Origin of the sequence: Scopulibacillus cellulosilyticus (genome assembly GCF_042665295.1) — a bacterium.
GTDB lineage: Bacteria > Bacillota > Bacilli > Bacillales > Sporolactobacillaceae > Scopulibacillus_A > Scopulibacillus_A cellulosilyticus.
Genome location: NZ_JBHTCO010000003.1, coordinates 13458 through 30824 on the forward strand (window position 1 = coordinate 13458; position 17367 = coordinate 30824).

A 17367-nucleotide genomic window follows, 5' to 3' on the forward strand; every position below is an offset into this window, starting at 1 on the left:
ATAAATAAATTCAATAGAATTAATGGTCATCCGCTACTTTTTGTGAGATATACACCATTGCTAAAACGGTGAAAATGTAGGCCTGAATACAGCCGACAAAAACCGAAAAACCTATCCAAAGGAACATTGGTACAGCAGTCAAATATGGCACACCGTCCCGCAGGATAAGAATGAGCACTTCACCGGCAAAAATGTTTGCCCAAAGCCGTGCTGCGTGAGTCGTTGGTTTCGCACATTCGTCAATGACATGGAGCGGAAACATCCACGCATATGGCTGAAAATAATGGGCGAAATAACGCTTCGGGCTTTTAAATAAGCCTGAAAAATGCGCATATAATGCGATGGCAAACGCCATAGCCACGGTAACATTGATATCAGATGTCGGCGATTTAAACCAACTGATCTCATGGCTCGATTTCAAAGCCTTTGCAGTTATCCCAAGCGAAGGGATCGGGCCATGCACGCCAGTGTTAACCATGACGATAACACCGAGCAGGTTCGCGATTAATATGAAAAGAAAAGTGGTAATCGCAAAACTAAGGTATTTTTCCGCTTTCTTACCTTCAAGCATCATATTAGTGATGCCGCGTATGAATTCAATCACATACTCCATTAAATTTTGTGCGCCGCGCGGCTTCATGCTCCTGCCGCGGGATAACAATAACACAAATAATAGTACGAGAATTGCTGTTACTACAGTTCCAATCATTACCGTCACATCAAATGTCAACCCCAGGAACTTTATCTTTGGAGTCAGTTCCATGAACATCCCTCCCTTCATAAAATAAAAGATTGTTCAAATGGCGTTATGAACACGCACAATTAAGTGGATTTTTTTATATAGTAGAAACTCGCGGAAACGATCATGACAATGATACCTAATGGCAATGCCAATACAAGAGAACGGTAATCAATCCATTCGGGGAAGCGGCAAGCCAATACAATACCGAATCCTACTACAGCAATCCGGCTTAAAGTCTTAAGTCCCACGAGCTTCTGAGATCCCGAAGCTACTAATTTACCGGCCAGCATCACACGGTATGCCAAATGAAAAACATTATAAAAACTGATTAATCCGCCAATAATGAAGCCGGCAATTAATGATTTTGCTGGAGTGACAAACCATAGGAAAATTAAGAAAATCAGAATACAGCATGAAAGGATAAGAGTTATACGGCAAGACCGCACCAATTCATTACTCATGTTGGCTCAGTCCTTTATAAAATTTATTAAAGTGAATATTGCGCTTGCAATGCCGATTAGCATGCCGCCGATACTCCCAACGGCAATACATATTGGGGCTGTACCATAGTGAGCATCCAGGAAGCGTCCTAACCAGATCCCTCCAAAAATAAAGGCGAATATTTCTAAACCAAGCATACTGGTAAGGCCAACCATGCGCCAAGGATCTTTTGAGTTTTTCTTCACAAGGCATCCCTTCCCTTAAGAGGATCATACTTCAAGGATTATGATGAGTTCAAAAGCGTACCTTAAGCAAAGTTGTTATTCAAGATTCTGAATGCTGAAAAATAATGATAAATGTGACAAGACAATTTACCCTTTGATGAATCTTTTCAGTTTGCTGATTCGTATCATATATGCAATCAGTAAAACGTATCTGATTATAATCATTATTAACCGCAAAACCATCAAAAAGTAAGCAAAAAAAATATTTATCATCAGGTCTAAAAAGTTAATAATAGAGCTGTTTTCAAATTTTCCTAACCCTTGTTTATCGTATCGAAAGCGCTATCTTGTTGTCAACACTATACAAGAATCAGTTCTAAAAAGTTTCATAAGGTTCTTAGGTTTGTCACAATTAAACGCTTCACTCTTATTATTAATTAAAATTATCGTTTTTCATAGAGTTTATTTTTGGTAAATCCGACAGAAATGTGAACTTAATAAGTAAACATGAGTTATTGAAAAAAAGACAAGCAATGCACTGCCAATATGTGATCGCTTGTCTTTTTAATGTGCAATAAAATCGTTCGTTTGAGCACACATTTACAGTCTTGGTCTTTATTTCGTACCAAATAAGCGATCTCCTGCATCGCCCAGACCAGGAACAATATAACCATGATCATTTAACTTTTCATCAAGCGCTCCAAGATAAATGTCAACATCAGGATGGTCTTCTTTAATTTGTTCCACACCTTCCGGGGCTGCGATAAGGCACATGAGTTTCATATTAACCGCGCCTTTTTGTTTGAGGAGAGTTAAAGCAGCAGAAGCGGAGCCGCCTGTTGCAAGCATCGGATCAACTACGATTAATTCTCTCTCCTGGATGTCTGAAGGTAATTTGCAATAGTATTCGACAGGCTTCAATGTTTCAGGATCACGATATAAACCAACATGACCAACCTTTGCGGCTGGAATGAGATTAAGCATACCGTCAACCATGCCGAGTCCGGCACGTAAAATTGGAATAATTCCTAATTTCTTACCTGCTAATTGGTAAGCTTTTGCCGTACATACAGGCGTTTCAACTTCAATTTCTTCAAGCGGCAAGTTACGGGTAATTTCAAAAGCCATTAGCGTTGCAACTTCATCTACAAGTTCACGAAAAGCTTTGGTCCCTGTTCGATAATCACGAATATATGTGAGTTTATGTTGAATTAATGGATGATCTAAAACATTTACTTGTCCCATCAAATCCTCCTCTACAGTTCTCTCTCGACAAATTTTACACAAAACAGGGCCGGTATTCAACTTCAAATTTAAAAGGAGACCTATTTTAAGGCCTCCTTTTAATTTTTTCCTATAAATTTTTATATAAAGGGAATTCTTTCGTTAAGGCAAGAACTCGTTCTTTTGCTTCATTTAAGGCATTTTCGTCATCATGATGCTTTAAAGCAAACGTAATGATCGAAGCAACTTCTTCCATTTCTTTTTCCTTAAATCCGCGTGTTGTTACCGCAGCCGTACCCATTCTGATACCGCTTGTTACAAACGGCTTTTCAGGATCAAAAGGAATGGCATTTTTGTTTGTGGTAATGCCGATGCTGTCCAAAATCTTTTCTGCCTCTTTGCCTGTCAGATTCAAATTGCGTACATCAAGAAGGACCAGATGGTTATCTGTACCTTTAGAAACAAGTTCAATGCCTTCTTCTCGTAACTTTTGACCAAAGGCTTGAGCATTTTTAATAATTTGGTTTGCGTAATCTTTAAATGAAGGTTTAAGCGCCTCACCAAATGCAACAGCTTTAGCTGCAATAATATGCATTAACGGGCCGCCTTGTATCCCCGGGAATATCGTCTTATCTATTTGCTTCGCAAATTCTTCCTTGCAAAGAATCATACCTCCGCGCGGTCCGCGTAAAGTTTTATGAGTCGTTGTTGTGACAAAATGCGAATAAGGGACAGGGTTTTGATGATAGCCTGCAGCAACAAGGCCTGCGATATGAGCCATATCAACCATTAAATATGCGCCGACTTCATCCGCAATTTCCCGAAAACGTTTAAAATCGATTTCCCTTGGATAAGCGCTGGCACCTGCAACGATTAATTTCGGTTTGTGTTCTTTAGCTTTCTCTAAAACATCATTGTAATCAATACGGTGTGTTTCTTTATCAACACCGTACTCAACAAAATTGAATTGTTTACCGCTAAAGTTAACGGGGCTGCCGTGAGTCAGGTGACCGCCATGGGATAAATTCATTCCTAAAACCGTATCTCCATGTTCAAGGATGGCATAATAAACAGCCATATTAGCCTGAGCGCCTGAATGGGCTTGTACATTAACGTGCTCAGCTTGGAATAATTCTTTGGCACGTTCTCTCGCCAAATCTTCCACAATATCAACATATTCACAACCGCCATAGTAACGGCGGCCAGGATAACCCTCAGCATATTTATTTGTCAATACAGAACCTGCGGCTTCCATTACTGCTTCACTAACAAAATTTTCAGATGCAATCAGTTCAATCTTGTCTCGTTGACGATTTAACTCTTGCTGAATTGCTTCGTATACCTTCGGATCTTGTTCTTTAATAGCATCCATTGTAACGGCCCCTTTCACGAATCTAGTCACCCATTATATTAACACAACTAATTCTATAAGAATAGACAATTTATTTTAGTTTTTTCAACAATTTATACTGCTAAAAATGGTTAATTTTTTCTTTTTCAGGATATATTGCACGTTCTCCGCCAATAAGCTTTGGACGTGTCCTTGCCATGGTTATATGGGCATGGCCAATTTCTCGAATCGAACTCCGAACCGGAACAGCCACTTCTTTTAAATGCATGCCTATAAAGGTATCTCCAATATCGATACCGCAATCCGCTTTGACAGATTCCACAACAACGGGATCTTTTAAATTATTATAAGCATAAGTTGCCATGGAGCCTCCCGCCGAACGAACAGGGACAACTGTTACTAAATCCAAACGTCTGTCTTTCGCAACGCTCCGTTCAACGACAAGCGCCCGATTTAAATGTTCACAACATTGGAAGGCATACTGGACACCTGTTTTCTCCTGAAAGTTGGCAAGCGCTTTATATATAGCACGAGCGACATCAACAGTTCCCGATGTTCCAATATGCTCACCAATCACTTCGCTTGTGCTAGTTCCTACTACAAGTAAATGTTCGCTATTCAATGGCATGGCTTTGTTTAAGTCATCCAACACCTTTTCAATTTGTTGTTGAATCTCTTGGATTTCGTCCGCCACTTGGATTCGCCCTTTCTGACTAAAAGTTTTTCACGAGTTTTTCAATTAAATCTTCAATTTCTCTGCAAGCCTCTTCGTAATCTTCGACTGATCCGCCAAACGGATCCTTTATATCAAGATCAGGAAACTTCGCTTCTAATTCTCGCACTATCTTCATATCCTTTTCAATACTTTCCTGCAACTTTTTTTCTCTTTCTTTATTGTCTCCATTTGAACGGGAGTCACTCTTTTTGTGCTGAAGATTCGATTGCTTTTCTAACATATCAACCATGGTCTTTTTAAATTGTTTCCAGCCCTTTTCTTCATCTTTCCCGTGTAAAATATATTCCTTTAGTGTGTATGTTTTATCTATAGATTCAGGGTATTGTTGGCATAGTTGATTCTTATGGTTCCCAGTCATTGTGAATATCATATCCGCCCAGTCAATTAATGTCTTGTTAATTGACTGAGAACGATGATCAAATGAAATATTCCTGTCTTTTAACACTTTGATTGCATTTGGATGGGCCGGACTTCCGTCACCCGCAAAAACACCGGCTGATTTTACTCTGAAAATATCCTTCCCCTTATGTCTAAGTAAAGCCTCGGCCATTGGACTCCGGCATGTGTTGCCTGTACAGACAAACAGGATATTTTTCACATTAACACCCCTTTTAATGGTCCATAAGTAAGTATAAAAAAACGCCCTGAAAAGGCGCCTTTGTCCATTATTATATTACAAAATGCCATGCATGTAATAATATCTTTAATCCAAAAGTAAATAAAATAAGTCCGCCCAAAGCTTCACTGTACCTGCCGAGAAATCGCTGAGCTTTTTGGCCTATGATTAAGCCTAACCAAGTTAAAATCATGCTCATAAACCCGAACATAATAATTGTTAATAAAACCCGGGCGCCGAATATCCCTAAGCTCAGGCCTACGGAAAAGCTGTCAAGACTGGCGCTAATGGCAAAGATAATAAGCCCGAAGCCTACAGGCTGAACCATTGGCTTATCATCCTTGCCTGTTAAGGAAATAAACATCATCTGAGCGCCTAATAAAAGTAAAAGGGCACCGCCGACCATTGCGGCTATACTCCCGAAGTGGTGTGATAAAACAAAGCCGACCAACATGCCTAAAAGCGGCATTATGACATGGAACATGCCGATAACCATACCAATCTTCATAATTTGCTTTAATCTTAACTCAAGCATTCCCATTCCCATGCCAATAGAAAAGGCATCCATGCCAAGGGCAGTTGCCATTATAAACAGTGTAATGATTTCTCCGATTAATGAATCTGTTATCATAATCCGCCTCCTTAACATGCCGCTACCAAAAAGGTATGCATGTCCGAGACGAATTAGAACGGGGCTCTTGTTAAGGGGTCTGACCCTGTGAACTGTGGATAAGTATTTCGATAATTTATAATGTTATTCTAATATTTTACCGCCAGCCGCTTTTGACAAACGGTTCATTACCGCCGCGCCTATCCCTTGCATTGGAAAGGTTTCGCTCAATATCAGATCAACATGAGTCTCATCAAACGCTCTTAAGCTTTCGAAAAGGAAATGGGCAACACTCGTGAGATCTTCACGTTGTCCACAAGTGATCACGATATCAGCCATTGAATAAGCATGCTTATTCTCCTCAGTTGTCAGCACCCCGACTTGCTTATTGTCATTTTTAGCTTGTTTGACCAGCTCCTGAATTTTTTCTTTGCCGCCCGGAACGAGATAAACCGGTGCTTGCGGTGCATAATGCTGATATTTCATTCCGGGTGATTTAGGCGCTTTATCAGGTTGGCTGAGGGACGGGTCTGCCGCCACGGAACCCGCAACTGCTTCCAATTGTTCCCGGGTAACTCCTCCGGGCCGAAGAATGGCAATCGGTTCAACGGTACAATCTACAACCGTAGATTCAACACCAACGCCGGCAGCTCCGCCATCAACGACTCCCGCAATTTTCCCACTTAAATCATGGAGAACATGAGCGGCCAATGTTGGGCTCGGCCGCCCGGAGCTATTAGCTGACGGAGCCGCTATCGGCAGATTACAAGCTTCAATAATTGCATGGGCAACCGGGTGTTCCGGCATTCTTACCGCAACGGTCGACAGCCCCGCTGTCACTCTTGTTGATAATTGACCTGTTTTAGGCAAAATAATTGTCAACGGCCCCGGCCAAAAGGCATCAATCAGCTTCTGAGCTGTCCCGGGAATATCTGAGCAAATCTGATGAAGCTGTTGTAAGGAAGCAACATGAACAATCAACGGATTATCACTTGGTCTTCCTTTTGCTTTATAAATTTTTTCTATCGCTTCATCAGAAAGCGCATTCCCTCCCAGTCCATAGACTGTTTCAGTCGGAAAAGCTACGACTTCGTTTTTTTTCAAGAGATCGGCAGCCTCTTTGATTTGTGGACAAGACGTTAAGTTATCCACATTTTTATCAATTTGCCATTGTCGCGTTGTAACCATTGTTAAAACCCCTTTATACCTTGCCATTTTACTCACAATAAATCCAGACTTATACACAAGTTGTGCATAAGTCTGAAGATTATGTGCATAACTTTTTCATTAAAAATACAACTTCCTGTGGATAATTTGTATAAGTTTTCTCCCAATCTTGTTTAAGATATTCAGGGAGACGGGAAAATTCTACCTCTTCAAACCCTAATGGGGTGAATAATGATGATCCGGCAGGTGTTGCAAAATAAACGGCACTCGCTTTTTGCTCAGAGGCATAGGCTAAAGCCGTATTTAAAAAGTAAAAGACATCATCGCTCTTACACTTATGTCCATCAATGACTAATGAGCGTAAGACCGCTTCACGATATGTGGTATCAATACCTATAATAGCTGCTAATTCACCGGGTTTATCGGCCATCAGCAAAAATTGAATTTTGCCATTTGGTTCAGGCAAATGAACGCCTGTATCTTTCGCAAATCTTTTAATTCTTATCCAATCTTCCGTCTTTGCGGTGTAAACAACCTTATTCATATGAAATCCTCCTTAATCTATCATTCAGTTATTCTATTAAATGTGTATGATAGATAAGAAGGAATTAGACATGAATGTCAGCAATTTTCGTGAAGTTAACTTATGAAAACAAGCTTTTTATCGCCTGAATAAGACTCTCAATCCAGTCAACAATGAAAAATTTAACTTTAACATCCTTGTTATTAGCCTGAGGCTGTTGACCCGAATCAGCCATTTTCGAAACATGACCGCTTTGATGATCCGGCTTTACCGCATCACCATGGCTAAAATCCAGGAAACAAAGCGGAGGGAATAATACGCACCACCAATTGGCGCCTTCCCCTTTACCAAGCGTAATCACCAACGCGTCGTAAGTACCGGCCGGATAGACATAACCGCCGTACATTTTAGTCGGAAACTTAGCCGGACCTAATTTTACTGTAAAGTTTTCATGCAAGTGCATGTCATCCAATTTATGTTGTACCGTCGCATTGATATCACCCATATGCGAACGGATCACCCGTTTTGCTTGATCGAATGATTTTAGGTTTTTAACCCAGCCGTTAATATTGACATTAACAGCATCGCGAATTTGCCGCTTGACGGATTGATCATTGGCGCTGTTGCTGTTTGCCAAAATTCTAAGACGAATCGCTTTATCAGGAATTCTCACTGAATCATTTGCTTTTGATAGATTTTGCTCAAATTGCATAAAAGTAATTAATAGAATAAGAGAAAAAATAATAATAAGTGCTAATCGATTTTTCATGACTGTCCCGCCCCTTTCACAACATAGTCTTGACGGGACAGCCAGAAAACAAACCTAAAAACGTTCGTCAATAAGCGACACTTTCAAAGCTGCTGCGAGCCGCGACGAGAAGTTGACGTTACTTCTCTGAATATGCAACGGCTGAAACCAGATAATTCAAGCGTTAAAACGGTCGATCACCATCTTCTCCAAACCTTTAATCCCTCTCAATAACCGCAAAAACCATCCTGTCTTTCCCATTAATATCCTTCTGAACAGATAACGAACGGAGCCGGCTGCCAAAAGCTGATGTCAGCAATTCCGATAACGGCCCGCCCTGTTCAAAGCCAATTTCAAAAGCAAGGATAAGTTTGGAAGCCGCTGCCTGAGGAATTTGCCGGATAATCTCCCGGTAACAATCCAGACCATCGGCTCCCCCGGAAAGCGCAAGAACAGGCTCATAGTCCTTAACAACGGTTTCCAGGCCGATAAGCTCCTTCTCGGTAATATACGGCGGATTTGAGACAATGATATCAAAGGTTTGATTTCCTAAGAACGGTTCAAGAAAACTGCCATTTACAAAATGAACGTCAGCGCTAAGGTTCTTCGCATTTTCCTTGGCAACAGCGAGCGCCTCCTTAGATATATCAACCGCATAAACATCCATATCAATATTTTCGAGCGCTAACGAGACCGCGATTGCCCCGCTTCCTGTGCCAATATCACATACTTTTAAAGTCATGCCTTTCGGGAACTGAGCCTCCGCCATCTTCAAAACAGTTTGAACAAGTTCTTCTGTTTCCGGCCGCGGGATCAAGACATCCGGCGATACTTTAAACTTTCGTCCGTAAAACCATTCATAACCAATAATATATTGGACAGGCATGCCGCCCGCGTGCTCATGGATTTTCTCCCTAAGCCACTTTTGATCTTCAAATGATAAAGATTCCCTTATATTCATTAACAGCTCTGTCCGATTCATTCCTAATCGATGACAAAGCAAATATTCTCCAGCGTTTTCGTCCCTGTTATGTTCTTTTAAAAAAGAAGAAGCCCATTTAAGGGCTTCGTATATCTTCATTGTCATTGTGCTTCCGCCTGTTCAATTAACTTCGCCTGTTCCTCAACGATTAACGCATTGATGATTTCATCAAGCTTTCCTTCAAGAATTTGATCGAGCTTTTGCAGTGTTAGACCAATCCGATGATCAGTGACACGGCTTTGCGGAAAATTATAAGTGCGAATCCGTTCAGAGCGATCCCCGGTTCCTACCGCTGATTTACGGTTGGCTGCATATTCTTCTTGAGCTTCCTTTTGGAATTTGTCGTATATTCTTGCCCGAAGTACTTTCATCGCTTTTTCTTTATTTTTAATTTGTGACTTCTCGTCTTGGCAGGAAACAACAATCCCTGTAGGAATATGCGTCAGACGAACCGCCGACATCGTCGTGTTAACGCTTTGTCCGCCCGGTCCGCTGGAAGCAAAAGTATCGACACGAATATCCTTTTCGTTAATATCAACTTCAACTTCCTCCGCTTCAGGAAGAACAGCGACAGTTGCTGTCGACGTATGGATGCGTCCGCCCGATTCGGTCTCCGGTACACGCTGTACACGGTGTGCGCCATTTTCGTATTTTAGCTTGGAGTATGCGCCGTTACCGTTAATCATAAAAATAATTTCTTTGTAGCCGCCGACTTCATTTGGACTTGCTTCAATCACTTCAGTTTTCCAGCCTTGCGATTCAGCATAACGGGAGTACATTTTGAAAAGGTCGCCCGCAAACAATGCAGCCTCGTCACCGCCGGCCGCACCCCTGATCTCAACAATAACGTTCTTATCGTCATTGGGATCTTTCGGAATCAGCAGCACTTTCAGCTTCTCTTCCAGGCTGTCTCTTTCCTCTTCTAATTCATTGATTTCTAACCTGACCATTTCCTTCATGTCGTTATCCAGCTTTTCCTCGAGCATTTCCTTTGCATCCTTCAGCTGGTCTTCAACATCTTTATATTGACGGAAGGTTTGCACTGTTTCTTCAAGGTCAGATTGTTCCTTTGAATATTCACGAAGTTTTTTTGTATCGCTAATGACTTCTGGGTCAGATAATAATTGATTTAACTTTTCATAACGGTCTTCAAGTGACTGTAAACGATCAAGCACCGTCTTCACCTCATTTTCTTCCTATACCTATAAATGCGTGTTCAAAAAGGAGGAAAGCTACTACATGAATTTACTTCTTTGCAGCTTTGCGACGAGAAGTTGGTGATACTTCTGTGAATATGCTTCGGCGCAGGAGCACCGCCACCACACCATACTCTTACGTCCCCTTTTCCCGGACTTTTTGAACTTCCTCTATAACATATTAATTATATTACAGGGTTTACAGCCAGTCAAAGCTGCCTAATCAGTTGATTTGTAGCTCCTGTAAATATTACACTCAAATTAGCTATATTTTTTTGAAATTAAACTAAATGAAAGCAGGTGATTAAATGAAATATGTCATCATCGGCGGGGATGCAGCAGGAATGAGCGCCGCTATGCAAATTATCCGCCATGATCAGCAGGCAAAGGTTACAACGCTTGAAAAAGGTGATGTCTATTCTTACAGCCAGTGCGGTCTCCCTTATTTTATAGGCGGCGACATTGAATCTTCTTCAAAGCTGATCGCCCGCTCCGTTGATACTTTCCGGAATAAATACGGTATTGACGCCAGATGCGGCCATGAAGTGACAGAGGTTGATACCGATCAGCAAACAGTCAAAGGCCGTATTCTTAAAAGCGATAAGCCTTTCGAAATCTCTTACGATAAATTGTTAATAGCAACTGGCGCCGACCCGGTATTTCCGGATTGGCCCGGCAAAAAACTCGATTGTATTTTCACTTTAAAGACAATAGCAGACGGAGAAAACATTTTAAAAGGACTGTCAAAAGACGTCCAAAGGGCAGTTATTATCGGCGGGGGCTACATTGGACTCGAGATGGCTGAAGCATTTTATAATCGAAAAATCGGCGTTACCATGATTGACCGTGGTTCCCGCTTGGCAAAGGTCTTTGACCCGGATATGAGCGAGCTGATTCATGAAGAGGCAAAAAATAAAGGGATTAAAGTTGTTTTAAACGAAGAGGTTCAAGGATTTCAAGGTGATTCTGCAGTTAAAGCAGTTGAAACAAACATTGGGGCCTATGAAGCGGATATTGTGATTGTCGCTGCCGGTATAGCGCCAAACACTTCATTTTTAAAGCAAACTGACATTGAGCTCGGTGTTAAAAATGGCGTTAAAGTCAATAAATATATGGAAACAAACATAAAAAATGTCTATGCCGCCGGCGATTGCGCCCTTCAATATCACCGGGTAAAAGAGGCATATGATTATATCCCGCTTGGTACAAATGCTAATAAAATGGGCCGCCTTGCGGGAATGAATATGATTGGCCAAAGGCGGCCTTTTGCAGGTATTACCGGCACATCAATTATTAAATTTATCGATCTCGAACTTGGGAGAAGCGGCTTAACCGAACAAGATGCTGAAAAGCTTGGGTTAGATATTGAATCCGTTAAAATAAAATCAACAGATATCGCTGGTTACTTTCCGGGCAAGCATCCTTTATGGGTGAAACTGATAGCGGAAAAAGGCAGTAAAAAACTTCTGGGCGGACAATTCATCGGCAAACAAGGCGCTGCGAAACGCACAGATGTCATTGCAACAGCTTTATACAGCGGGCTGACATTAACTGATATAGAGGACTTAGACATTTCTTACGCCCCGCCGTTTAACAGTGTCTGGGACCCCGTACAACAAGCTGCAAGACGTTTTAAATAATAATTCATTCATTTAAAAAACTCGCCAAGCCGGCGAGTTTTTATATCATTTCTTCTGTCACTTTTTCACTTTTGATCCCGGGTTTCCCTGGGACTTCGTGGCAATGCCGGCATCTGGCTTCATATGATTCAGAAGCACCGACAAGAATGACAGGGTCATAGTAAGAGGCCGGCTGATGATTAATCAAACGTTGCGTCCGGCTTGCCGGAGATCCGCAAACCATACAAATGGCATTCAGTTTAGTTACTGTTTCGCTGACAGCCATTAATGCCGGGACTGAACCGAACGGCTCTCCTTTAAAATCAAGATCCAATCCTGCAACAATAACACGAACACTGTTATCAGCAAGCCTTTGCGCTGCATCGACAATACCTTCATCAAAAAATTGCACTTCATCAATCGCAACGACTTGTGTATCACTTTCTATTTTAGAAAGTATTTCTTGAGAAGTACTTGCAGGAATGGCTGTCACAGAATTGCCGGTATGTGATACAACAGCTTCCTCAGCATAACGGTTATCTATGGCAGGTTTAAATACTTGGATTTTTAATTTACCAAAACTGGCACGGCGAACACGGCGAATCAACTCTTCCGACTTTCCGGAAAACATACTTCCGCAAATACACTCAATCCAGCCCGTTTGATTTGTCAATTGCACGACAAACATCCTTTCTTACATCACACTCTAATTAAAAATAAAGGATCCACCATAAAGAAAACTTGGCTTTCTGATAGTATAAAAAAGCAAAAATTTAAGTATAAATGAAAAATACAGGCAAGGAAAGTGCTTGCCTGTATTCATGACAAAATTATTTAAGGTTATATTTTTTCTTAAAGCGATCAACACGTCCGCCTTTATCAGCGAATTTCTGACGGCCAGTGTAGAAAGGATGACATTCAGAACAAACTTCTACACGAAGTGGACCTTCTTTAACAGAACCAGCTTCAAATTCATTGCCGCAAGAACATTTCACAGTAACTTTATGATATTCAGGATGGATTCCTGTTCTCATTCCATTCATCTCCTTTTCGCCCTGATTCTATCTCAAACCAGAGTTTGATAACAACTAGCGTCTATTATAACAAGAGAAATATTAATTTTCAAGTCCAGTATTTTACATTAAAAACACCTTATAAGAACGTCCGGCGCAGCTTGTCCGGCTTTTGAATACGAACTCAACACCTATTTTGCGACGCCGCTTTTCTCCTTGTCAAATAAAGCAAAAAACTCTTCGTTAGACTTGGTCTTCTTGATTCGTTTATAAAAATGTTCAACAAAATCAGCTGAATCATCCATCGTTTTCCTCATCACCCATAACTTATCAAGGTGATTTTTATCTATGAGCATTTCTTCTTTTCTCGTTCCGGATCTGCGGATATCAATAGCCGGGAAGATACGACGTTCTGCTAAACGGCGATCAAGATGCAGCTCCATGTTACCCGTTCCTTTAAATTCTTCATAAATGACATCATCCATACGGGAACCTGTTTCGACTAAGGCCGTGGCAAGAATGGTTAAACTTCCGCCTTCTTCAATATTCCGGGCCGCTCCAAAGAATCGCTTAGGACGGTGGAAAGCAGCTGGATCAATACCTCCGGATAACGTTCTGCCGCTTGGCGGAATAACCAAGTTATAAGCGCGCGCCAAACGCGTGATGCTATCCATTAAAATAACAACATCTTTCTTATGTTCAACTAAGCGCATGGCCCTCTCTAAAACCAACTCGGAGACTTTAATATGATTTTCGGGAACTTCATCAAATGTTGAACTGACCACATCGCCTTTGACCGAGCGTTCAATGTCAGTGACTTCCTCAGGACGTTCATCAACAAGTAAAACAATTAACTCCACATCAGGATGATTTGTCGAAATGCTGTTGGCTATTTGCTTTAAGAGCATCGTCTTACCAGCCTTAGGTGGTGCCACAATTAAACCGCGCTGACCATATCCTACAGGTGAAATCATATCAATAATCCGTGTCGAAATACTTTTCGCATCTGTTTCGAGCACCATTTTCTTTTCCGGATACAATGGCGTTAATGCAGGAAAGTGAACCCGTTCCTTGGATGTATCGGGATCTTCTCCATTAACCGCTTCCACATGGAGCAAGCCGTAATAACGCTCGTTTTCTTTAGGGGGACGAACCTTTCCGGAAACTTTATCTCCGTTTCTTAAATCGAATCGCCTGATTTGCGAAGCGGAAATATAAATATCTTCTGAACTTGGTGAATAATTAATTGGCCTTAAAAAGCCAAAACCCTCAGAAGGAATAATTTCTAAAATGCCTTCCATAAAAGAAAAACCATCTTGTTCAGCCCGCGCCTTCAAAATTGCAAATATCAGTTCCCTTTTAGTAAGCTTACTGTAGTAAGAAATTTTATAATTGCGAGCAAGCTCGTATAAATCTTTAAGTTTCATATTTTCTAATTCTGCTAATGTTACTCCCATTATGACACCACACTTCACTGATTTTAAAAATGTAAGATGATGAAACGACATATGAAGGACTCTCTCAAAAGGAAAGGAAGAGATTAAGGAGCTGGATAAAGAAGTCCATAGAATTACTTATTATTCTTACCATATCTTTGACTTTTAATCAAATAGGAAAAAATTCCAATATATTATCTATTTTTCGGGACCTATTATACTCTTGTTTATTTTTAATTTCAAGAAGGCACTAGCCATTGCTAGTGCCCTGCACTCAGGAAAAATAACCCAAGTCTAAAATTTAATCTTCTTTTATAACTAAATGGGGCTTTTTAATTAAGCTGTGCGAGCCTTTAACAAACCGGACAGTTCCAGATTTGGCGCGCATGACGAGTGAATGTGTTGTTCCTCTTGAACCATGGATACGAACACCTTTCAACAATTCACCGTCTGTCACACCAGTTGCTGCAAAGATCGCATCGTCTCCGCGTACAAGATCGTCCATACGAAGAACTTGATTTGTATCTTCAATACCCATTTTTTTACACCGTTCTCTTTCCTCATCATTTTGAGGCAAAAGACGGCCTTGAATTTCCCCGCCTAAGCATTTCAAAGCAACTGCAGCAATAACGCCTTCCGGAGCGCCGCCAGCGCCAAACAGGATATCAACACCGGTATCATCAAAACCTGTATTGATAGCAGCCGCAACATCGCCCTCAGGGATTAATTTAATTCTTGCACCGGCTTCACGGATTTCGTGAATAATACGCGCATGGCGATCACGGTCGAGAACTGTGGCTACAACATCCTCAATGTCCTTATTCTTAGCCTTGGCAACGGCTTTTAAATTATCTATGACAGGTGCATTAATGTCAACCTGACCGACTGCTTCACGGCCGACTGCCAATTTATCCATATACATATCAGGAGCATGCAATAGATTGCCGTGTTCAGCAACTGCAAGTACTGCAAGGGCATTCCAAGTACCTGCTGCGACAATATTTGTTCCTTCTAACGGATCAACGGCTACATCCACACCCGGTCCTACACCAGTCCCAAGCTTTTCACCGATGTAAAGCATTGGCGCATTATCCATTTCACCTTCACCGATAACAACAATGCCTTGCATCGGAATCGTATCAAAGACATTGCGCATCGCAGTTGTTGCCGCGTTATCAGCTTCCTCTTTCTTTCCTCTTCCCATCCAGCTTGCGGATGCAAGCGCAGCAGCTTCAGTTACCCTTACAAGCTCCATCGATAGACTTCTTTCCAATTAAGTCACTCCTTCTTTTGACCACAACCCGCAAAGAAGTTGTTAAAAAGGTCCGGTTTATCCTCTTTATTTAACACGCACTTTCATGTTAACTGCTTGCTTTAATATCTTCTATTTCATGAATATCTAAATCTTCGCGCCATACATTTGCGCCTATCCCTTGTAACTTCTCGACAAGCTGGCTGTATCCGCGATCTATGTGTTCAAGCCCCAAAACTTCTGTGATGCCATTCGCCATCAAACCGGCAACAACAAGTGAAGCGCCTGCTCTTAAATCAGTTGCTTTAACCTTTGCCCCCTGCAATCCTGTCGGTCCCGTAATAATTGAAGATCTGCCTTCAACTTTAACTTCTGCACTCATCCGCCTTAATTCATCAATATGTTTAAATCTTGAACCGTAAATCGTATCCGTTACTATGCTTGTTCCCTTAGCATGGGTTAACAGACTTGTAAGCGGCTGCTGCAAATCAGTTGGAAAGCCAGGATATACCAGGGTTTTAATATCGACATTTTTTAATTCCTTTACATGGCGCGAAATCGCAATCTGGTCATCATAGATATCGACTGTTATGCCCATTTCTCTTAATTTAGCTGTTAGTGATTCTAAATGCTGAGGTATAACATTATCAATAAGAACACGATCCCCCATAGCTGCGGCAACAATCATATATGTACCGGCTTCTATTCGATCAGGAATAATTGAATGACGGCATCCATGCAGCTCATCAACACCTTCAATACGGATCACATCGGTTCCTGCACCTTTAATTTTTGCACCCATACTTGATAAAAGTGTCGCTACATCAATAATTTCCGGTTCTTTTGCCGCATTCTCAATAATTGTCCGCCCTTTTGCTCTGACCGCTGCCAGCATGATATTGATTGTTGCACCGACACTGACGACATCCAAATAAATACGCGCGCCTCTTAATTCTTTTGCACGTAAGTATATAGCCCCTTGCTCATTAGTTACAGAAGCGCCAAGTGCCTCAAATCCTTTTATATGTTGATCTATTGGACGGGGGCCAAGGTTGCAGCCGCCCGGCAAACCAATGACAGCCTTTTTGAAACGCCCGAGCATAGCTCCCATTAAATAATAGGATGCACGGAGTCTCTTAACATGGCCGTTCGGCAAAGGCATATCAATCATACTAGAGGGATCAACCGTTAACGTATTTTTATCAAACGTGACTTTACCGCCAATTTCTTTCAATAGCTCACAAAGAATACGGACATCGGAAATATTTGGAAGTTGTTCGATTGTCACCGTTGAATTGGCAAGTATGGCAGCGGGTATCAATGCTACAGCACTGTTTTTGGCACCGCTTACTTGGACAGTCCCTTTAAGACGATGACCGCCTTCAATCATTAATTTTTCCATTTTGAACTCCTTTTCCGTGTCAGTCGAATGACCAGATTTTTTTATAAGATGTTAAAAAGTCCGGGAAAAATAGCCTTCGAATTTC

Annotated in this window: 19 protein-coding genes; 1 reads left to right on the forward strand and 18 read right to left on the reverse strand. The window is 41.4% G+C overall.

What is annotated here, in order from left to right; genetic code table 11:
- Nucleotides 1-19: 19 nt before the first annotated feature.
- The 13 genes from atpB to prfA form a co-directional block, all read right to left on the reverse strand.
- Complete coding sequence (gene atpB, locus ACFQRG_RS02480; protein ID WP_380963293.1) at nt 20-763, reverse strand: F0F1 ATP synthase subunit A; 744 nt, start codon at nt 761-763, stop codon at nt 20-22.
- A 59-nt stretch (nt 764-822) separates the two neighbouring features.
- A complete protein-coding gene (locus ACFQRG_RS02485; RefSeq protein WP_380963295.1) occupies nt 823-1203 on the reverse strand; it encodes an ATP synthase subunit I in 381 nt (126 codons plus the stop codon).
- Nucleotides 1204-1209: 6 nt separating this feature from the next.
- Complete coding sequence (locus tag ACFQRG_RS02490; RefSeq protein ID WP_380963297.1) at nt 1210-1428, reverse strand: AtpZ/AtpI family protein; 219 nt, start codon at nt 1426-1428, stop codon at nt 1210-1212.
- Between the two features lie 594 nt (nt 1429-2022).
- Nucleotides 2023-2652 carry a uracil phosphoribosyltransferase gene (upp, locus tag ACFQRG_RS02495; RefSeq protein ID WP_380963299.1) on the reverse strand — a complete coding sequence of 210 codons (630 nt, stop codon included), beginning with the start codon at nt 2650-2652 and terminating at the stop codon, nt 2023-2025.
- A gap of 109 nt (nt 2653-2761) precedes the next feature.
- Nucleotides 2762-4003 carry a serine hydroxymethyltransferase gene (locus tag ACFQRG_RS02500; RefSeq protein WP_380963301.1) on the reverse strand — a complete coding sequence of 414 codons (1242 nt, stop codon included), beginning with the start codon at nt 4001-4003 and terminating at the stop codon, nt 2762-2764.
- A 100-nt stretch (nt 4004-4103) separates the two neighbouring features.
- Nucleotides 4104-4643, reverse strand: a complete 540-nt coding sequence (locus ACFQRG_RS02505) for a TIGR01440 family protein (protein ID WP_380963529.1) — start codon at nt 4641-4643, stop codon at nt 4104-4106.
- A gap of 52 nt (nt 4644-4695) precedes the next feature.
- A complete protein-coding gene (locus tag ACFQRG_RS02510; protein WP_380963303.1) occupies nt 4696-5316 on the reverse strand; it encodes an arsenate reductase/protein-tyrosine-phosphatase family protein in 621 nt (206 codons plus the stop codon).
- Between the two features lie 70 nt (nt 5317-5386).
- Entirely contained in the window at nt 5387-5965 is a 579-nt protein-coding gene (locus tag ACFQRG_RS02515; RefSeq protein WP_380963305.1) for a manganese efflux pump MntP, read from the reverse strand.
- Between the two features lie 123 nt (nt 5966-6088).
- Nucleotides 6089-7132 carry an L-threonylcarbamoyladenylate synthase gene (locus tag ACFQRG_RS02520; RefSeq protein WP_380963308.1) on the reverse strand — a complete coding sequence of 348 codons (1044 nt, stop codon included), beginning with the start codon at nt 7130-7132 and terminating at the stop codon, nt 6089-6091.
- Between the two features lie 79 nt (nt 7133-7211).
- Nucleotides 7212-7655 carry a GNAT family N-acetyltransferase gene (locus tag ACFQRG_RS02525; RefSeq protein WP_380963309.1) on the reverse strand — a complete coding sequence of 148 codons (444 nt, stop codon included), beginning with the start codon at nt 7653-7655 and terminating at the stop codon, nt 7212-7214.
- Nucleotides 7656-7755: 100 nt separating this feature from the next.
- Entirely contained in the window at nt 7756-8346 is a 591-nt protein-coding gene (spoIIR, locus tag ACFQRG_RS02530) for a stage II sporulation protein R (RefSeq protein WP_380963531.1), read from the reverse strand.
- A gap of 253 nt (nt 8347-8599) precedes the next feature.
- The gene (prmC, locus tag ACFQRG_RS02535) at nt 8600-9463 is read right to left on the reverse strand and encodes a peptide chain release factor N(5)-glutamine methyltransferase (RefSeq protein ID WP_380963533.1); all 864 of its coding nucleotides are present in this window, start codon (nt 9461-9463) and stop codon (nt 8600-8602) included.
- A gap of 2 nt (nt 9464-9465) precedes the next feature.
- A complete protein-coding gene (gene prfA / locus ACFQRG_RS02540; RefSeq protein WP_380963535.1) occupies nt 9466-10539 on the reverse strand; it encodes a peptide chain release factor 1 in 1074 nt (357 codons plus the stop codon).
- A 329-nt stretch (nt 10540-10868) separates the two neighbouring features.
- On the opposite strand from prfA, the gene ACFQRG_RS02545 reads away from it, so the two are divergent.
- A complete protein-coding gene (locus ACFQRG_RS02545; protein WP_380963311.1) occupies nt 10869-12200 on the forward strand; it encodes an FAD-dependent oxidoreductase in 1332 nt (443 codons plus the stop codon).
- A gap of 40 nt (nt 12201-12240) precedes the next feature.
- Here ACFQRG_RS02545 and ACFQRG_RS02550 read toward each other — a convergent pair whose 3' ends face one another.
- The 5 genes from ACFQRG_RS02550 to ACFQRG_RS02570 all read right to left on the reverse strand — a co-directional run bounded on the left by ACFQRG_RS02550 (nt 12241) and on the right by ACFQRG_RS02570 (nt 17282).
- Complete coding sequence (locus tag ACFQRG_RS02550) at nt 12241-12867, reverse strand: thymidine kinase (RefSeq protein WP_380963313.1); 627 nt, start codon at nt 12865-12867, stop codon at nt 12241-12243.
- Nucleotides 12868-13009: 142 nt separating this feature from the next.
- On the reverse strand, nt 13010-13213 hold the full coding sequence (gene rpmE / locus ACFQRG_RS02555; protein ID WP_380963315.1) for a 50S ribosomal protein L31: 204 nt from the start codon (nt 13211-13213) through the stop codon (nt 13010-13012).
- Between the two features lie 170 nt (nt 13214-13383).
- Nucleotides 13384-14649: a transcription termination factor Rho gene (gene rho, locus ACFQRG_RS02560; protein ID WP_380963317.1), complete on the reverse strand. Its 1266-nt coding sequence runs from the start codon at nt 14647-14649 to the stop codon at nt 13384-13386.
- Nucleotides 14650-14929: 280 nt separating this feature from the next.
- The gene (glpX, locus tag ACFQRG_RS02565; RefSeq protein WP_380963319.1) at nt 14930-15901 is read right to left on the reverse strand and encodes a class II fructose-bisphosphatase; all 972 of its coding nucleotides are present in this window, start codon (nt 15899-15901) and stop codon (nt 14930-14932) included.
- An 88-nt stretch (nt 15902-15989) separates the two neighbouring features.
- Nucleotides 15990-17282, reverse strand: coding sequence for a UDP-N-acetylglucosamine 1-carboxyvinyltransferase (locus tag ACFQRG_RS02570; RefSeq protein ID WP_380963321.1), 1293 nt, complete (start codon nt 17280-17282; stop codon nt 15990-15992).
- Between the last annotated feature and the right edge of the window lie 85 nt (nt 17283-17367).

Coding starts and splice junctions, on each gene's coding strand:
- atpB (WP_380963293.1), bottom strand. CDS start 763: ATGGAACTGACTCCAAAGATAAAGTTCCTGGGGTTGACATTTGATGTG.
- ACFQRG_RS02485 (WP_380963295.1), bottom strand. CDS start 1,203: ATGAGTAATGAATTGGTGCGGTCTTGCCGTATAACTCTTATCCTTTCA.
- upp (WP_380963299.1), bottom strand. CDS start 2,652: ATGGGACAAGTAAATGTTTTAGATCATCCATTAATTCAACATAAACTC.
- ACFQRG_RS02500 (WP_380963301.1), bottom strand. CDS start 4,003: ATGGATGCTATTAAAGAACAAGATCCGAAGGTATACGAAGCAATTCAG.
- ACFQRG_RS02515 (WP_380963305.1), bottom strand. CDS start 5,965: ATGATAACAGATTCATTAATCGGAGAAATCATTACACTGTTTATAATG.
- ACFQRG_RS02520 (WP_380963308.1), bottom strand. CDS start 7,132: ATGGTTACAACGCGACAATGGCAAATTGATAAAAATGTGGATAACTTA.
- ACFQRG_RS02525 (WP_380963309.1), bottom strand. CDS start 7,655: ATGAATAAGGTTGTTTACACCGCAAAGACGGAAGATTGGATAAGAATT.
- spoIIR (WP_380963531.1), bottom strand. CDS start 8,346: ATGCAATTTGAGCAAAATCTATCAAAAGCAAATGATTCAGTGAGAATT.
- prmC (WP_380963533.1), bottom strand. CDS start 9,463: ATGAAGATATACGAAGCCCTTAAATGGGCTTCTTCTTTTTTAAAAGAA.
- ACFQRG_RS02545 (WP_380963311.1), top strand. CDS start 10,869: ATGAAATATGTCATCATCGGCGGGGATGCAGCAGGAATGAGCGCCGCT.
- ACFQRG_RS02550 (WP_380963313.1), bottom strand. CDS start 12,867: ATGTTTGTCGTGCAATTGACAAATCAAACGGGCTGGATTGAGTGTATT.
- rpmE (WP_380963315.1), bottom strand. CDS start 13,213: ATGAGAACAGGAATCCATCCTGAATATCATAAAGTTACTGTGAAATGT.
- rho (WP_380963317.1), bottom strand. CDS start 14,649: ATGGGAGTAACATTAGCAGAATTAGAAAATATGAAACTTAAAGATTTA.
- ACFQRG_RS02570 (WP_380963321.1), bottom strand. CDS start 17,282: ATGGAAAAATTAATGATTGAAGGCGGTCATCGTCTTAAAGGGACTGTC.